The sequence below is a fragment of the Pseudomonas sp. Irchel s3h9 genome, from assembly GCF_900187475.1.
GTDB lineage: Bacteria > Pseudomonadota > Gammaproteobacteria > Pseudomonadales > Pseudomonadaceae > Aquipseudomonas > Aquipseudomonas neuropathica.
Map to the genome: position 1 here is coordinate 461271 of NZ_FYDH01000004.1, position 16608 is coordinate 477878.

Below are 16608 nucleotides of genomic sequence, written 5' to 3' on the forward strand. Positions count from 1 at the left end.
CATTCGTATCCAACAGTTAACGTCGAGTGTGTGAAGGCTCACCATAATACTCACCGGCCTCCGATGGAAATGCCGCTCAATCCCGTGAAGGTTATTGATCGGCTTCAGTGTGCCTTGCCTCGCCTTTGGGCTGCACTTGTTGATCCCGCTCCGTATAATCCCGCCACTCTGAAGGCAGCCCAGCGCATCTTGCACCTAACGGTGGCTGCCTCCAGTCATCAACTCTCACACTGACGGACGTCGCTAAAGGCACCCCATGGAAACGTCACTGGAAACAGTCGCCCTTTTCTCCCTCAAACTTGCTTACGAGGAAGAAGGCCTGAGCCCGATTTTGCGGGACGACATGGTCATGGGTGATTACCAGAAAGACATTTTCGAACTATTGGTGCGGCGTGGGGATGTCGAGACCATTCAGTTCAAGATGAATGAATGCCTGAGCCTGGCGATGGACGCCTTGGGCGGTGTCGAGAAACCGCTGGGGCGCGAGTTGCAGAAGTTGTCCGCTGAGTTCAGCGAGGCGCGCTCGCTGGAGCAGTTGGATCAGCCGCTCCTCGCGCTGAAGGGTTATTTGAAAGACATCTTGTAATGGGCTGAGCCGTTACAGCAGATGCTTCGAGATGTACTTGGAGATCTCCACCATCGAGGTCTTCCCGGTGAATTCGAACTTCACTTTCCCCAGTGACGAGAAGTAAATCTCCAGCTCCGAATCCAGATCGAACGTGCCCGAGGTTTCCACGGAGTAGGCGACGATGTTCTTGTACGGCAAGGACGTGAAATCCTTCTTGCTGCCGGTAATCCCCTGAACGTTGACCGCGATGATGCGTTTGTTGGTAAACACCACGCCGTCACGCATGGCCTTGTAAGAGTCGATCACTTCTTCGCCATCCAGCAGCAGCGCGCTTACGCGTTCGGCGTACTCATCGTTCTGCTTGAGTTTGAAGAAGCCTTTGTTGTTGAAGTCGATCATCTGTCCATCCTCATCTTCAAGAAAACATCCCGGTAGTTCTTTGGTTCAACGACGGGCTTTCAACACGCGGATATCCGTCGGAAACCCATCAGCACCAACAAGTTTTTTCCAGCCCAGATACTGAAACTCACCCTTCTCATCAATGTAATCGCCCTTCTCCACTGATCGGCCGCCAACCACCGCCACGCGTTTCACTTCGCCACAACCGCCGTCCGAAGGCCGAACCGTATAGATCACATACGGCTTCACGTATTGCGTGGCGCGGAAGTATTGGCCACAGATTTCGTCCACAGTGATCAACATGGTTTTCAGGCGTGTTTCGCCGTCGGTGTCTTCGTGCAGTTTCAGGAAAGATATATCACCGACGTCGCTGTAGCCGAGGGCGCGGGCGCGTTGGTAGGCCGGGGAGTTCTGGTGGGCGATGCGGCCTTCCTCCGCGGCACCTTGCATTCTCGCGGCGAACTCGGCTTTGCCTTGGGCGATCATCGCTTCAGCCTGGCCCGCTACGTTTTCGCATTGCGCAAATTCCCGGGAGCCGAGGTGATTGGGCGTCAGGTTCGAGCGGTGTTCATTCATGGTTCGCAGGTTGCTTTCCAGTGCAAACATCACGTCGTAGGCGGTGGTGCGACCGCTTTGCACGTCGGCCATTTTCTCCAGCACGCGCTGGCAGTTGCCGGCGTAATACTTCCAGCTGTTTTCCGGGTGTTCTTGCACGGCGGCGAATGCCGGGGTCATTGCAGCGGCGAGTGTGATTGCGCAGAGCAGGCGCAAACAATGGGTACTGACTGGCATGGGTAGTCCGTTACGGAGATGGGCAGTGGCGCGACGCTACTATTTTGCTATCTTGCCGTCCACTGCCAGTAACGAGGTCGCCAGCTCCTCGATGGAGTCAATTTTCAGAGGGAGAAACACCTTGATGGCCGTGTTGTACTTTTTCGTCTGGGCAGCCATTTGGGCTTGGGTCGTGCAGACCCGTGGTGCCTGGAACCTGATCCTCGCCAACCTGGCGGGTGCCGCCAGCGGCTTCATCGTTGCAATGATTTTTTCGGTGGTCTGTTCAGGCCTTTTCCCTTCGCACGTGTCTCCCTCACCGGAAAATCTTGCCAGTAGCGTGTTGCAAATGATCACCACGTTCGGCGTGTTGGCGGGCGTCTGGATGTGGCTGGTCAGGCGCCCTCGGCCAGAGCATCCGTTGGCTCGCCAACTTTTCGCTGGCATCTGTGGGTTGGCTGCGGGTGTGACGACGCTGGCGTTTTTCGCGCTCAATTTTCACTGAGCACTGCTATCGCCACTGGCATTACACGTCTGTTTTGTTATCTTGCCGCCCATCGTCAGCGTTCACCTTGGGCGTGCGTTGATTTCAGGTTTTGAAGGTTTAAGGAAAGGATCAAATGGAGTTTCTGCGTTTTCTGGCGTTTGTCGCGGTGTGGGGGTTCATGTGGCGCTGGGTGGTCAAGAACCGTGGCAGCTGGAATATTTTCTACGGCAACATCGTCGGCGCAGCGGGTGGTTTCATTGTCGCGATGGTAGTGCTGTCGATCACGTTGTCGTTGTTTCCTTCGTCGCATGACTACGAAGCGGCGCAGGCTGAAAACACGCAAGTCATCGAGCCGACCTCCCTATTGCCTGAAGCCGAGGCAGTCACACCCGCTGCCGAACTGAAGGATGCGCCGGCTTTTGCTGCCATCGAGCCGGATGACAAGCCCTCTCCCGCCGACTCCGCACTGTTGCCGAATTACGCCAGCCGGGCGCCGAAATCAATCGGGTTACAGACCGTGCTGGATCAAAGCGACTATCAGGGGCGCATGGCCCTGGCAGCGCTGAACAAGAAATTGCGCGGCGACGCACAGGCCGACAAGTCGATGATTGCGTATGTCATGTGCAGCCCGTTTGTGACCAGCACGTTGCGCTTTCCCGCTTCGGCGCGTTTCGCTGACAGCAAGGCACTGGTCAGCCACCGCTTCAAGGATCAGGTCTACACCTTCAACAACACCGTCACCGCGCGCAACATGAACGGCGACGATGTCACCTACCGTTTCGATTGCTCGGTGCAAGAGCAGCCGCGAGTTGACGCGCTGCCTGCGCAATGGCGTTTGTTGGCGCTGAAAGTGCAAAAAGCCGACTCTTAAGGCTTATTTAAGGGATCAAGGCGCCGCCTGCGCTATCATCGCCGGCCTGTGCGCCTTGAGCTTTGCCCTCGATGTCCTCGACACCCGCTGACCTGATCCCGCTGCCTCCTGTCCTGGCCGGCCCGCTGTTGCGACGGCTGGAGCCAACGCGCGTGGTCATGTGGCTGGTCGGCACGCGGCCACTGGCGCTGACCTTGCGCCTGCAAGGTGTAGGAGACATTCCTCTCGACGCCGGGAAATGCGCCGTCATTCCCGTAGGTCGTCAGGCGTTTGTTCATCTCATCGATGTTTCTCTCGACAGCGCCCTGCCCTGCGATACACGTATCGACTATGACCTGCTGATCGACAATGCAGAGGGCATCGCCGACTGGGCACCGCATTTGCTGTACGGCGATGCAACCAGTCCGAACTTCGTCCTGCGCTCGCGGATCGATCAACTGCTACACGGCTCCTGCCGCAAACCGCATCACCCGGCGGCGGATGGCTTGCTTTGCGTCGACCAATTATTGGCAACGGAAACCGATCCACAACAACGCCCCGCCCTGTTGATGATGAGCGGCGATCAGGTCTACGCCGACGACGTGGCCGGCCCGATGTTGCGGGCGATTCATGCCTTGATCGAACGCCTTGGCCTGTTCGACGAACACCTCGAAGGTGCCGTGGTCAGCGACAGCGCCAAGCTCTACGAACACCCGGCCAGTTACTACCACCGTGCGGATTTGTTACCGGCGCTGGAGAGCAACGAGACCTTGCGCGAGCGATTTTTCGGCGGTGCGCGTAAGCCGATTTTCACCAGCAGCAGCGCTGACAATCACCTGGTGACCTTCGCCGAAGTCATGGCGATGTACCTGCTGGTGTGGTCGCCGACGGCCTGGTCGCTGATCGATCCGCAAGCGCCCGAACTGACGCCCGAGCGCCTCAAGCGCTATACCCTCGAACAGACTCGCATCGACGCGTTCAAGGCTGGATTGGACAAGGTCGCCCGCGCGCTCGCGCATCTGCCGAGCCTGATGATTTTCGACGATCACGACATCACCGATGACTGGAACCTGTCCGCGCAATGGGAGGAAACGGCCTACGGCCATCCGTTCTCCAAACGCATCATCGGCAACGCGCTGATCGCCTACATGTTGTGTCAGGGCTGGGGCAATAACCCCGATGCCTTCAAGGATGTGCTGGGGAAAACCCTGAGCCTTAGCGCCAGCGGTGATGATCAGTACCTCGATAGCCCGGTGCAGGACGACCTGATCGATGACCTGCTGCGCTTTCAGCATTGGCATTTCGTCCTGCCCACCAGCCCGGCGCTGGTGGTTATCGACACCCGTACACGACGCTGGCGCAGTGAGATGGCGCTCAAGCAACCTTCAGGTCTGCTGGACTGGGAAGCGCTGAGCGAACTGCAACAGGAACTGCTCGATCACCCGTCAGCAATCATCGTTTCCCCGGCGCCGATCTTCGGCGTGAAGCTGATCGAAACGGTGCAAAAAGTCTTCAGTTGGTGCGGTTTTCCGCTGCTGGTCGACGCGGAAAACTGGATGGCCCATCGCGGTGCGGCGCAGGTGATCCTGAATATTTTCCGCCACTCGCGCACACCGGGTAACTACGTGGTGCTGTCGGGCGATGTGCATTATTCCTTCGTCTACGAAGTACTTATCCGACACCGCAAGGCCGGGCCGCGAATCTGGCAGATCACCAGCAGCGGGATCAAGAACGAGTTTCCGAAAACCCTGCTGGAATGGTTCGACCGCCTCAACCGCTGGCTCTACTCGCCACGCTCCCCGCTGAACTGGTTCACCAAACGCCGACGCATGCGCATCGTGCCGTATACGCCGGAACATGCTGAGGCAGGTGAACGCCTATGGAATTCGGCGGGGATCGGTCAGGTGTTTTTCAATGAGCAGGGGCAGCCGCGCGAGATCATTCAGCACAATTCGAATGGCAAGGCGAAGACACGGATGCTGGCGCCGGATCTGGCGGATTATCCGGACTAGCCATAGTTTTTTCCTACACCGGGAATGCCGAATGCCGAATGCCGACAACGCGGCGGTTTCTCACTGCCCGAGACAGTGGACAAGGATTACAACCTTCTCAGAAACGTCTCCAGAGTTCTTAAGTGATACTGAACGTGCTCGCAGTAAGCCCTTCTGCGAAACAACCACTAGTAGGTGTCGCCTTGTCATCCTGTACTCACCTCCATACGTTCTTGGCATCCAGCGAGGATCGAGAGCTAACTTCGCAATCTCGGCAAGAATCTAAGCCTGTCGTGATGATGCCTCTTGGCGAGAACAGCACACTCGAAGAAACAGCCTACTTGATGCGCTCACCCGCAAACGCCGACCGGTTGATCAGATCGATCGGCGAAATGCGCGCAGGAAAAGCCAAAGTCAGACATTTGATCGAAGAGTGAAAATCGTCATGACTGAACGACGCATCCCACACCTCTGACAATCATCTCCACCTCCCGCTCATCAATCGTCAACGGTGGCAGCAACCGTATCGTCTTGCCCCGCGTGACGTTGATCAACAGCCCATGATCCCGCGCCGCGATCAGCGTCAGATCACGCACCGGTTGTTTCAGTTCGATGCCAATCATCAAACCCTGACCACGAATCGCTAGCACATTGGGATTGTCCGCCAGCTCTGCGCTCAAACGAGTTAAGAGCCGTTCCCCCTGAACCCGGGCGTTTTCCAGCAGGCCCTGTTCTTCGATGATGTCCAGCACCGTGCAACCGACCCGACACGCCAGCGGATTGCCGCCGAAGGTGCTGCCATGGCTCCCGGGCGTAAACAGATCCGCCACCCTGCCCCGCGCCAGGCACGCGCCGATCGGCACGCCATTGCCCAGTCCCTTTGCCAAAGTCATGACATCCGGGACGATGCCTTCATGTTGGAACGCAAACCAGCGGCCAGTGCGGCCGATGCCAGTCTGGATTTCATCAAGCATCAGTAACCACGCATGGCGATTGCACAGCTCGCGTAACGCTTTCAGGTAACCCGGCGGCGCAAGCTGCACACCGCTTTCGCCCTGAATCGGCTCAACCAGAATCGCCACGATGCGCTCACCGTGTTTTTGCTGCACCTGTTCCAGCGCTGCGAGATCACCGAACGGCACTTTGAGGAAATCACCCGGCAATTCGTTGAAACCCAGGCGCACCGCCGGGCCATCGCTGGCCGACAAGGTGCCAAGTGTGCGGCCGTGGAACGCGTTGGTCATGACCACTACCAGCGGCTGCTCAATGCCTTTGCGCCAGCCGTACAAACGCGCCAGTTTCAGCGCTGTTTCATTGGCCTCGGCACCGGAGTTATTGAAGAACGCCCGCTCCATCCCCGACAGCTCGGTCAGCCGTTTGGCCAGTTGCTGCTGCCAGTCGATGCTGTACAGATTCGACGTGTGCAGCAGCAATCCCGCCTGCTCGCTGATCGCTGAAACGATCCGCGGGTGCGAGTGGCCGACGTTGGTCACCGCGACTCCGGCCACCGCATCCAGATATTCGCGACCGGCCTGATCCCACAGGCGAGTGCCCAGGCCTTTGGTGAAACTCAGGGCTAGCGGTTGGTAGGTGTTCATCAGGGCGGCGGTCATGACTTCAAACTCCAGTGCAGGTCGGTGTGCTGGCAGTATGGTTAGCCACCGAAACTGGATAAACTCGGCAAAACTTCATTCATTTAAAAGCTGAGCTTGATAATGGACCTGTTCCAGTCGATGAGCGTGTACGTCAAAGTCGTCGAAGCCGGGAGCATGACGGCGGCCGCGTTGCAGTGCGATATGTCGACGACCATGGTTGGCAATCATTTGCGCGCGCTAGAGCAACGGCTGGGTGTGCAACTGCTGCAACGCACGACCCGACGCCAGCGCCTCACCGAATTTGGTAGCGTTTATTACCAGCGATGCCTGGAAGTGTTGGGATTGGTCGCCGATTCCGAACGCCTCGCCGAGCAGACCCTCGATCAACCCCGAGGCATGCTGCGCCTCACCGCGCCGCTGACGTTCGGCGTTGAACGGCTGGCGCCGGCGCTAAGTGAATTTTCACTGCTTTATCCACAGGTCAAACTCGATGTGGTGTTGACCAACACCCGTCCCGATCTACTGGAAAGCGGCCTCGATGTCGCGTTTCGGCTGGGCAATTTCGAGCAGTCCAACCTGATCGCCCGGCCCTTGATCGACTACACCCTGACCGCGTGCGCGTCGCCGCAATACGTCGCCCGGCGCGGCATGCCGAAAACGCCGGAAGACTTGCAACAACACGACTGCCTATCGTTCGCCTATCCCGCCGGTGACGACTGGCAATCGGTGGAAAAGCGCTGGCGCCTCAGCGGCCCCGACGGGGAGATCATGGTCGACGTCAGCGGGCCTATGCTGATCAACAGCTCCGCCGGGCTGCATCAGGCTGCCCGCACCGGCATGGGCATCGTGATGCTGCCGGATGCGCTGGTGGAGCAAGACCTGCGCGAAGGCCGACTGGTGAAAGTGATCGCCGATTTCCAGCCACCCAGCAGACCGATGCATCTGCTGTATGCGCCGGATCGCTATCGCTTGCCGAAACTTCGTCGTTTCGTAGAGTTTGTCATGCAGCGCTGGGGGAAGTCCTGACGTCACCTGCACCAGCCACCCAGGAAGAATCGCTGACAAGGAGCCGAACAGCAGATGAACAACACACTCAACGTACGCAATTTGCAGCCCGCCGAAACGCCATCGGTGAGGCAGTTTCTCGGGCAGCATGGCTGGGGCCATCGCACCGGCTCAGCTGAACACTTCGCCCGGTTGATCGAGCACTCTCAGCGCACGGCCGTCGCCGTCAAGGGTGAGCGCATCATCGGTTTCGCTCGCGGGATCACCGATGGCTTGTCCAACGGCTACCTGTCGATGGTGGTGGTCGATGACCAGCATCGGCGTGCAGGGATTGGCCGCGCACTGGTCGAGCACATCATGGGCGACAACCCGGATATCACGTGGGTGCTGCGTGCCGGGCGCGAGGGCGCTGAGGCTTTCTTCGTCAGCCTGGGTTTCGAGACCTCGGTGATTGCCATGGAACGGCCGCGCCTGAAATAGCGCACGCCGGGAAAAAACTCGACCGGCAGACCGTTGCTCCGTGACAACGCCGCCGCGCTCCCCTAAATTAGTCGGCCTGAAAAAGCCCTCGGTTTTCTCATCTCCACTCAAGTTAAAAAGTAGTGAAATTTCAATGTCCGATTTCAACACCGCTGAATCCGTAGTCACCGAATCGTCCAAAGCGGAATACGAAAACTCCATCAATCTTTCACAACACCTGCCACAAGCCAAAATCATCAGCGAGATGGTCCTGGACGCGTTCCAGTCGACCCGCGAAAGCGACCAGATCCGCGAGCTGCGCGCGGCGATCCGTCAGGCTCACGACAGCTTCGATGACGACAAGGCCTACGAGCTGATGGGCGAACTCAAGGCGCTGAAAGACGCTGAAGCGGCGGACCTCGCCGCCCTTGACGACCTCAGCAGCAAGTTCTCGATCGGCCGCATCCTGTCCAGCTTCAAGGATGATCCGGCGTTCCAGGAAATCGTTTATGGCCTGGCCCTCAAGGTGCTGAACCAGACCCACCAGGCGATCAGCAATCCGAGCGGCGGCAAGAGCAAGGCTGCGAAGAAGAAAGAAGTCGAAATCTTCACCATCAGCAAGGACGGCATCAGCGTGACCTTGCCACTGCGCACGCCACGCTCACGCCTGAACGTTGACCGTGCAGCGCTGGAGTTCCTCGGCTTCACCTTCGTCGGTGAAGGTGAGGAAGCGGAACTGGAAAGCGAAGTCTTCGTTGATAATGCGGGTACAGAGCAGGCAGTGAACCGCAAGAACATCATCACCGCATTGCAACAGCAGACTGCGTTTGATGGCTATAGCATCGCCGCGCAGTAATCCGCAGCGCTGTACGAAAAAGCCCTGCACTGAGATTCAGTGCAGGGCTTTTTGGTTTTCGGCTGGGGATTAGTGGAATGGCGTAAATCCCATCCCCTCATCGGAACGCCGCCCGCCCAGCCCTCTCCCGAGGGAGAGGGAGCCGATTTGCGGATATTGTGGAAGTTCGCCGAAATGAAAGTGCGGTGCCGAATCCACTATCGCCTCAATCTCTCAGGTCGATGTATAGCGCAAGACACCTCGGTCAGTCCCCTCTCCCTCTGGGAGAGGGCTAGGGTGAGGGCAAGCCGTCAAACCACCCTCAAGCCGAAGGATGCAACGCTACAATCATGTCCACTTCAATCGCTGCGTTCTTCGGCAACTGATACACACCGACCGTGGTGCGCGTATGCCGGCCAGCATCGCCGAGCACATGACTGAACACGTCCGACGCACCGTTGGCCACTTCGCTCAGGTCAACGAAATCCGGCGTCGACTTCACGTAAACAGTGACCCGCAACAACGCCTTGATCTTGTCCAGCGAACCGACGGCATCGACGATCAGCGCCAGGCAACGCATCGCACTGATGCTCGCGGCGGCTTGCGCATCCTTGAGGGTCAACTCCAGGCCGACACGCCCCGGGTACTGAATCTTGCCGTTAGTGCGCGGCACCATACCGCTGATGTACAGCTCATCATGATGACGGATCAGCGGCGCGTAATTGCCGCCGGCGGTGTTCTCACCATAGATGTCGTAGTTCAGCTCTTGGGCCAGGGCAATAAAACGCTCGTCGCAGGTCATCCTCTCAGTCATTTCGCCCAGCCTTTTGATCAGTGCATGAAGAAGCTCGAATCACGGCAGTAAAACACCGAAAAAATGGCTTGGTGCTATCACTGTCGGGGTTGGATCCAAATCTAGGGGTTTTGAACTCCACTCGCAACCCTCACCCTAGCCCTCTCCCATAGGGAGAGGGAACCGAACGCAGGATATTGACGACATACACCGACCTGAACGCACTTTACCGAATCCATAATCGCCACGACTTTGCAGGTCGGCGGTGGACTCGAGACAACTCGGTCGGCCCCCTCTCCCTCTGGGAGAGGGCTGGGCGGGCGGCGTTCCGATGAGGGGCTTTACGCCAGGCAACAAAAAACCCCGCACATCTCTCAATGTGCGGGGTTTTTCTTCAAGCCTTTGAGCCTTACGGCGCGTACGTCAGCAGCAGCTCTGCGGGCACCTTGAAGTCCAGGGACATCATGACGCTCAACGCAGTAATGGTGAAGATCGAGAACACGAACAGCTTACGTGCCCAGACCGTGTCATCCACTGCCTTGTAGCCGGTCCAGGCCATGTACAACCAGTACATGCCCATGGCCGCAGCCACCGCGAGATAGCTCATGCCAGCGTAACCGCTGAAGGTCAGCATCAAGGTCGCTACGAGGAACGCCAGGATGTAGAGCAGGATGTGCTTCTTGGCCACTTGGATCCCGCGCTTCACTGGCAGCACCGGAATCGATGCGGCCAGGTAATCGTTGAAGCGGAAGATCGCGATGGCGTAGGAATGCGGCATCTGCCACAGGCTGAACATCACCAGCAACGTCAGCGCGGCCATGTCGAAGCTGTTGGTTACGGCAACGTAACCGATCACTGGCGGCATGGCGCCCGACAGACTGCCCACCAGCGTTCCGTGAACCGACTTGCGCTTGAGGTACAGGCTGTAGAAGCCGACGTAGATGATGAAACCGATCACCGCGAACAAAGCGGCCAACGGGTTGGCCACCTTGTACAACAACGCAACGCCGAGAACACCAAGGATGGTCGCGTAGACCAGGGCCAGTTTCAGGGAGATCAAGCCCTGCACCAGCACCCGGTTTTTAGTGCGTTCCATCTTCAGGTCGATGTCGCGGTCGATGCAGTTGTTGAACACGCAACCGGAGGCAACAACCAGGGATGTACCGATCATGGCAGCCAGAAACACCGCCAGATCCACATGCCCTTTCGAGGCCAGGAAAAACCCGCCTGCCACAGAAAGCACGTTACCGAAAATGATCCCCGGTTTGGTGATTTGGATAAAGTGCTTGAGCGACATCGGGTCTTACCTCACTTCGCCATCATGTAGGTGTGGATGCTGAACATGATCCACAACGACAGGCCAACCAGCAGCACGATCACAATGGCCGTAAAGACAAACGCGATCACGTTGTTACGCTGAGCAATGGAACGGTCCAGGTGCAGGAAGTAATACAGGTGAACGATCACCTGGATCACTGCGAACAACAGAACGATTGCCAGCGTGGTGGCCTTCGGCAGGCTCGGGTACATCACCAGACCGAATGGAATCACGGTCAGGATCACCGACAGGATGAAGCCAATGGCGTACGACTTTACGCTGCCGTGGCCAGCATCATGGCTGTCATGGGAGTGTGCATTAGCCATTACAGAGTCCCCATCAGGTAAACAACGGTGAATACGCAGATCCACACCACGTCCAGGAAGTGCCAGAACAGGCTCAGGCAGCTCAGACGGGTCTTGTTGGTCGCCGTCAGGCCGTGCTTGTTGACCTGGTACATCATGATGCCCATCCAGATCAGACCCGCAGATACGTGCAGACCGTGGGTACCGACCAGGGTGAAGAACGCGGACAGGAAGCCCGAACGGCTAGGACCGAAGCCCTCGGAGATCAGCAGGTGGAACTCGTTGATCTCCATGGCGATAAAGCCTGCGCCCAGCAGGAAGGTCATGAACAACCAACCCAGAACCTGCTGCTTCTTGCCTTTGAACAACGCCAGCATGGCGAAGCCGTAGGTGATCGAACTGAACAACAGCAGAGCGGTTTCGCCCAGCACGTATGGCAGTTCGAAGATGTCGTGGCCCGACGGGCCACCGGCAACGTTGTTTACCAGTACTGCGTACACCGCGAAGATCGACGCAAACAGAATGCAGTCGGTCATCAGGTAGAGCCAGAAACCGTATACGGTCATCTCGCCCGAGTCGTGGTGATGGTCATCGTGCCCATGGTCACCATGGGCGTGTCCAACATTGGTCACTAAATTCGACATGGTTTAAGCCTGTTCCAACGAGGTTTCAACACGGGTGGCACCGGCCGGGATTTTCCCTGCCGCAACCAGACGCTTGTGCTGCTCGGCTTCGATACGCTCGATCGTTTCAACCGGAACCATATAGCCCTGGTCGTCACGTGCAGCGTGGATCACGAAGTAGATGACGGTGCCGGCCAGGCTGGCGATCGCCAACCACCAGATGTGCCAGATCATCGCGAAACCGAAGACGGTCAACAGTGCGCCCATCACCACGCCAGTGGCGGTGTTGTTCGGCATGTGGATCGGCTCGTACTTGGCCGGACGCTGGTACGCAGTACCGTTTTCCTTGGCTTCAGTGAACGGGTCGATGCAGTCAGCCTTAGGCAGCACAGCAAAGTTGTAGAACGGAGGTGGCGACGAGGTCGACCATTCCAGAGTGTGTGCATTCCACGGGTCACCGTGATCGCAAACGTTCTCTGGCTTGTTGCGGTCGCGCACACTGACGTACAGCTGGATCAGTTGGCAGGCAATACCCACAGCGATCATCACCGCACCGAACATGGCAACGTACAGGTACGGTACCCACTCAGGGTTGGTGGTGGCGTTCAGACGACGGGTCATGCCCATGAAGCCCAGTGCATAGAGCGGCATGAACGCGACGAAGAAGCCCGAGATCCAGAACCAGAACGCTGCTTTACCCCAGCCTTCGTGCAGCTTGAAGCCGAACGCTTTCGGGAAGTAGAACGCGAAACCAGCGATGTAACCGAATACCGCGCCGCCGATGATCACGTTGTGGAAGTGCGCAATCACGAACAGGCTGTTGTGCAGAACGAAGTCAGCACCCGGGATGGCCAGCAGTACGCCGGTCATGCCGCCGATGGCGAAGGTCACCATGAAGCCCAGAGTCCACAGAACCTGGCTGGTGAAGCGCAGACGGCCCTGGTAGATGGTGAACAGCCAGTTGAATAGCTTCACACCCGTCGGGATGGAAATCAGCATCGTCGCCAGACCGAAGAAGGCGTTGACGCTGGCACCCGAACCCATGGTGAAGAAGTGGTGCAGCCAAACCATGAAGCCCAGTACCGAGATCGCGCCCGAGGCGTAGATCATCGAGTGGTGGCCGAACAGTTTCTTGCCGGTGAACGCCGAGATCACTTCCGAGAAGATGCCGAATGCCGGCAGGATCAGGATGTAAACCTCAGGGTGGCCCCAGGCCCAGAACAGGTTGACGTACATCATTGGATTGCCACCAAGTTCATTGGTGAAAATGTGGAAATCCATGTAACGGTCAAGGGTCAGCAGTGCCAGGGTAGCGGTCAGGATCGGGAACGAAGCCACGATCAGAACGTTTGCCCAGGTGCAGGTCCAGGTGAAGATCGGCATGTCCATCAGTTTCATGCCAGGGGTACGCATTTTCAGTACGGTCGCGAGGAAGTTAACCCCCGTTAGCGTCGTACCTAACCCGGATAGCTGTAGCGCCCAGATGTAGTAGTCCATGCCCACGCCAGGGCTGTATTGCAGACCCGACAATGGTGGATAGGCAACCCAACCGGTCTTGGCGAATTCGCCGACGCCCAGGGACAGGTTGATCAGCACTACGCCGGAAACCAGCAGCCAGAAGCTCAGGGAGTTCAGGAACGGGAACGCAACGTCACGCGCGCCGATCTGCAGCGGCACTGCAAGGTTCATCAGGCCGGTGAAGAATGGCATCGCCATGAAGATGATCATGATCACACCGTGAGCGGTGAAGATCTGGTCATAGTGTTCAGGTGGCAGGTAGCCAGGCGAACCCTCGGTGGCCATAGCCAACTGGGTACGCATCATGATGGCGTCGGCAAAACCGCGCAGCAGCATGACCATGGCAACGATGATGTACATCACGCCGATTTTCTTGTGGTCGACCGAGGTCAACCACTCGGTCCACAAGTAGGTCCACTTCTTGAAGTAGGTGATTGCAGCGAACAGCGCCAGACCACCGAGGGCGATCATGGCGATGGTCACCATCACGATCGGCTCGTGGAATGGGACTGCTTCCCAACTTAATTTACCAAACATCGTTTACTCCTCTGCCCCGGCAGCTGAATGCGAACTCGAGTCAATTTCCGTGGCCGCCACTTCTTTCTCTTTCTTCTCGTGCTTCAGCGGCTTACCCGGCTTCATACCTTCGTACTTGTCGACGATGATCTGGAACTGGTTCGGCGTGACCGAGGAGTAGAGCTCGACTGGGTTGTTCTGGCTCGGTTTGGCAAGGGCCGCGTATTCAGCTTGATCAAGCTGTTTAGGTGACTTCTTGACTTCACTTACCCAGGCGTCGAAATCTTCCTGAGTGGTGGAGATAGCCTTGAATTTCATACCGGTGAAACCCGCGCCGCTGTAGTTGGCGGAGATACCGTCCATTTCAGCGTTACGGTCAGCGATCAGGTGCAGCTTGGTCTGCATGCCCGCCATCGCGTAGATCTGGCCGCCCAGACCCGGGATGAAGAACGAGTTCATCACAGCGTCAGAGGTGATCTTGAAGTTGATTGGCGTGTGCGCCGGGAACACGATCTTGTTGACCGTGGCGATGCCTTGTTCCGGGTAGATGAACAGCCACTTCCAGTCCAGCGCAACGACTTCGATGGTCACTGGCTTGACGTCGGATTGAATCGGACGATACGGGTCCAGTTCGTGGGTCGAAATGTAGGTGATGTAACCCAGGGCAATGATGATCAGGACCGGGATGGTCCAGACTGCCACTTCGATTTTGGTCGAGTGCGACCATTTCGGGGTGTAGACGGCGTTCTTGTTCGACGCGCGGTACTTCCAGGCGAACAGGAAGGTCATGACGATAACCGGCACAACGACCAACAGCATCAGCAGGGTCGCGGTGATGATCAGGTTTCGCTGTTCCAGGCCAACCTGGCCCGTTGGATTGAGCAAGGTCATGTTGCAGCCTCCCAGCAACAACGTGCCGAGCAGCGGCACTAGGCCTAGTAATCTGGGGTACCTGTTTTTACTCATCTCACGACCTCTAAAGCAGCTTGCGCAATGCAGTTGGGTTTTGATCGCCAACACTTCACCCTGCCAAGGGTTGGCATTTTCTTTGGATTGAATAAGGGCCGCCCGTCGCGCGTCAGACGCTCGACAAAACCTGGGACAGCGGTCAGTTCTTATTCGAATTCGTGGTCAAAGGCCTTGTTACAGACCAATTCCATTTGGTGCGGAAAGTTGGAAGGCACCGACACCTGGGTGTCTTGAAAGCCTTTCGACTCACTCGACACCCGACTTCCTGCTCGCCTCCTTAATAAAGGCTGAACAGTGCCGGGAATTCAGTGCGGGCGATTGTAGATAGGTAGCGCCCTATACACCATGTCTTATCCCGAAATAATTTTTATCCGTTCGAGCAACAATGCATCGCCATTTTTGCAAAAGTTCCACATGTTATCGAAATAGATTCTCAACAAAAACACCAAAAAATGTAGGTGTACCCGCGTCAGTTCAGACAGCTCCGAAGGCTATTTCCGAACGCTGGAACAGCGCAAAGCCCGATAACCCAAGGCTTTTGGCCATATACCCGCGCTTGTTAAAACTGCCTGCTCTGGCACTCGCGTGCTAAAGCCGAAAAACCCGGAAACTGACCAATCCTTTTTTGTAACAACGGCCGATTCCGCGTCACTCAATGGCCCTGCGACATGGCGCGTGTGACAACATGTCGCACACTTGCCACACCCTTCCTTGCCAGCCGTCACGGTGTTTTCACAAACACCGTGAAAAGCAAAACGCCCCGATTGGCTGATCCGCAAATCGAGGCGTTTTCTGTATCGGCCAGACAGCCGATTAGTTGACTCAGCGCAGTGCTTTTCGGTTACGCGAGGTCAGCAGCGGCACCAGGATCACCACCAGCACGAACGCCACCAGTGCCCATTGTGCCAACGACAAGCCAAGGATCGGCGGGTACGGCGTCGAGCAGAAACCGTCAACCTGGAAGCCCAGCGGGAAGATCTTCGCCAGCGGCAGATCATCGACAATCGGCTGCAGCACATCGATGCCGCAACTCACCGCCGGATAGAACTGGGTGTACACGTGATGCCCGGCCACACCGGCCCCGGCAATCGCACAAATCACCACCAACACCTCGAAAACGGTGATGCTGCGACGGGTGCGCATGGCCGCGCCGATGAACGCGAACAGCGCGATCAGCAGCAACGCATAGCGCTGCAAGATGCACAGTGGGCACGGCGCTTCGCCGAGCACGATCTGCATATATAGAGCGCCACCGATCAGCGCCAGGCAGATGATCCCCAACAGCACCAGAAAGCGCCGCTCACGGCCCAACCGAATCGTTTCCTCGCTCATCGCGTTTCCCTTTTATGTCCATGGTTCAACCGGCTCGCGGCTGAAGGTTGTCGCAAGTCTACACCGGGGGAATAAACGATAAAGCGGTTAAGAAACGATTAACCTTTAAACAGAATTTAAGAATCGAGACCGCATAACGGCCTTCGCGAGCAGGCTCGCTTGTATGGTAGGACTTGAAGGGAGGAGGAGGGACAAGGCTCGATTCTGACTGTTGACGCAGCACAGACCGTGGGAGATTTCGCCCCTCCTCCTTTCACCCAAGCGCCGATAAAGA

At 57.3% G+C, this 16608-nt stretch carries 18 protein-coding genes; 8 read left to right on the top strand and 10 right to left on the bottom strand.

The genetic code is table 11. The annotated features are described in order from the left end of the window. Positions 1–256 precede the first annotated feature (256 nt). Positions 257–586 (top strand): hypothetical protein, encoded by a 330-nt coding sequence (locus CKW26_RS09480; RefSeq protein WP_095048374.1) that lies wholly within the window; start codon positions 257–259, stop codon positions 584–586. 12 nt (positions 587–598) lie between these two features. Here CKW26_RS09480 and CKW26_RS09485 read toward each other — a convergent pair whose 3' ends face one another. Together CKW26_RS09485 and CKW26_RS09490 are read right to left on the bottom strand one after the other, a co-directional pair. Further along, positions 599–967: a PH domain-containing protein gene (locus CKW26_RS09485; RefSeq protein WP_034156100.1), complete on the bottom strand. Its 369-nt coding sequence runs from the start codon at positions 965–967 to the stop codon at positions 599–601. Between the two features lie 45 nt (positions 968–1012). Next, positions 1013–1759, bottom strand: coding sequence for a hypothetical protein (locus CKW26_RS09490; RefSeq protein WP_095048375.1), 747 nt, complete (start codon positions 1757–1759; stop codon positions 1013–1015). 25 nt (positions 1760–1784) lie between these two features. Here CKW26_RS09490 and CKW26_RS09495 point away from each other — a divergent pair, with 25 nt between their 5' ends. From CKW26_RS09495 to CKW26_RS30235, 4 genes are all read left to right on the top strand, one after another. After that, entirely contained in the window at positions 1785–2243 is a 459-nt protein-coding gene (locus tag CKW26_RS09495; RefSeq protein ID WP_256579889.1) for a hypothetical protein, read from the top strand. 115 nt (positions 2244–2358) lie between these two features. Next, positions 2359–3096 (top strand): hypothetical protein, encoded by a 738-nt coding sequence (locus tag CKW26_RS09500; RefSeq protein ID WP_095048377.1) that lies wholly within the window; start codon positions 2359–2361, stop codon positions 3094–3096. 71 nt (positions 3097–3167) lie between these two features. Beyond that, complete coding sequence (locus tag CKW26_RS09505) at positions 3168–5087, top strand: alkaline phosphatase D family protein (protein WP_095048378.1); 1920 nt, start codon at positions 3168–3170, stop codon at positions 5085–5087. 212 nt (positions 5088–5299) lie between these two features. Then, positions 5300–5503 (top strand): prevent-host-death protein, encoded by a 204-nt coding sequence (locus CKW26_RS30235; protein WP_095048396.1) that lies wholly within the window; start codon positions 5300–5302, stop codon positions 5501–5503. Between the two features lie 6 nt (positions 5504–5509). On the opposite strand, the gene CKW26_RS09515 is transcribed toward CKW26_RS30235, so the two are convergent. After that, complete coding sequence (locus CKW26_RS09515; protein WP_095048379.1) at positions 5510–6679, bottom strand: aspartate aminotransferase family protein; 1170 nt, start codon at positions 6677–6679, stop codon at positions 5510–5512. Between the two features lie 102 nt (positions 6680–6781). On the opposite strand from CKW26_RS09515, the gene CKW26_RS09520 reads away from it, so the two are divergent. From CKW26_RS09520 to CKW26_RS09530, 3 genes are all read left to right on the top strand, one after another. Further along, on the top strand, positions 6782–7687 hold the full coding sequence (locus CKW26_RS09520; protein WP_095048380.1) for a LysR family transcriptional regulator: 906 nt from the start codon (positions 6782–6784) through the stop codon (positions 7685–7687). A 54-nt stretch (positions 7688–7741) separates the two neighbouring features. Continuing rightward, positions 7742–8146 carry a GNAT family N-acetyltransferase gene (locus tag CKW26_RS09525; protein WP_095048381.1) on the top strand — a complete coding sequence of 135 codons (405 nt, stop codon included), beginning with the start codon at positions 7742–7744 and terminating at the stop codon, positions 8144–8146. Between the two features lie 133 nt (positions 8147–8279). Beyond that, positions 8280–8981, top strand: a complete 702-nt coding sequence (locus tag CKW26_RS09530) for a hypothetical protein (protein WP_095048382.1) — start codon at positions 8280–8282, stop codon at positions 8979–8981. A gap of 301 nt (positions 8982–9282) precedes the next feature. Here the strand turns inward: CKW26_RS09530 and CKW26_RS09535 are convergent, their stop codons facing one another. From CKW26_RS09535 to CKW26_RS09570, 7 genes are all read right to left on the bottom strand, one after another. Next, positions 9283–9774, bottom strand: a complete 492-nt coding sequence (locus CKW26_RS09535; protein WP_007916938.1) for a RidA family protein — start codon at positions 9772–9774, stop codon at positions 9283–9285. 388 nt (positions 9775–10162) lie between these two features. Further along, the gene (gene cyoE / locus CKW26_RS09540; RefSeq protein WP_007916939.1) at positions 10163–11050 is read right to left on the bottom strand and encodes a heme o synthase; all 888 of its coding nucleotides are present in this window, start codon (positions 11048–11050) and stop codon (positions 10163–10165) included. An 11-nt stretch (positions 11051–11061) separates the two neighbouring features. Beyond that, on the bottom strand, positions 11062–11397 hold the full coding sequence (cyoD, locus tag CKW26_RS09545; RefSeq protein ID WP_007916940.1) for a cytochrome o ubiquinol oxidase subunit IV: 336 nt from the start codon (positions 11395–11397) through the stop codon (positions 11062–11064). Then, positions 11397–12020, bottom strand: coding sequence for a cytochrome o ubiquinol oxidase subunit III (gene cyoC, locus CKW26_RS09550; RefSeq protein ID WP_034156084.1), 624 nt, complete (start codon positions 12018–12020; stop codon positions 11397–11399). The genes cyoD and cyoC overlap by 1 nt, the downstream gene beginning before the upstream one ends. A gap of 3 nt (positions 12021–12023) precedes the next feature. Beyond that, on the bottom strand, positions 12024–14054 hold the full coding sequence (gene cyoB / locus CKW26_RS09555; protein WP_007916945.1) for a cytochrome o ubiquinol oxidase subunit I: 2031 nt from the start codon (positions 14052–14054) through the stop codon (positions 12024–12026). 3 nt (positions 14055–14057) lie between these two features. Then, positions 14058–14999: a ubiquinol oxidase subunit II gene (cyoA, locus tag CKW26_RS09560; RefSeq protein WP_007916947.1), complete on the bottom strand. Its 942-nt coding sequence runs from the start codon at positions 14997–14999 to the stop codon at positions 14058–14060. 825 nt (positions 15000–15824) lie between these two features. After that, entirely contained in the window at positions 15825–16334 is a 510-nt protein-coding gene (locus CKW26_RS09570) for a disulfide bond formation protein B (RefSeq protein ID WP_025109264.1), read from the bottom strand. Between the last annotated feature and the right edge of the window lie 274 nt (positions 16335–16608).